Here is a 288-nt window from a genome sequence, read left to right as displayed (position 1 = left end):
ACCGCCGTCCCGACGGCAAGCGCGTCCACACGGTTCGCGACGTGATCGTTGAGCTTGACGAAAACGGCGGCGTGGTCGACGACTTCCGTCTCTACGACATCCTTGACCCGTATCGCGACAACATCGTGAAGGCCATGGACCAGGGCGCCGTCTGCCTCAACATCGACGCCTCCAAGTCCGGCCAGACGCTCTCCGCCGAAGAACTCGCCAAGATGGACGAAAACGGCCAGTTCGGCGACATCGCCGGCGTCGGCCCGGGCCGCAACTGGGCTCACGTCAACTCCGTCG

Annotated in this window: 1 protein-coding gene; it reads left to right on the top strand. The window is 64.6% G+C overall.

The annotated features are described in order from the left end of the window. On the top strand, nucleotides 1-288 hold a 288-nt coding region (locus HMPREF3036_RS11730; protein ID WP_197457992.1), incomplete at both ends, for an aryl-sulfate sulfotransferase.

This window comes from Sutterella sp. KLE1602 (assembly GCF_001578585.1).
Classification (GTDB): Bacteria; Pseudomonadota; Gammaproteobacteria; order Burkholderiales; family Burkholderiaceae_F; genus Sutterella; species Sutterella wadsworthensis_A.
This window is presented reverse-complemented; position numbering and strand designations above follow the sequence as displayed.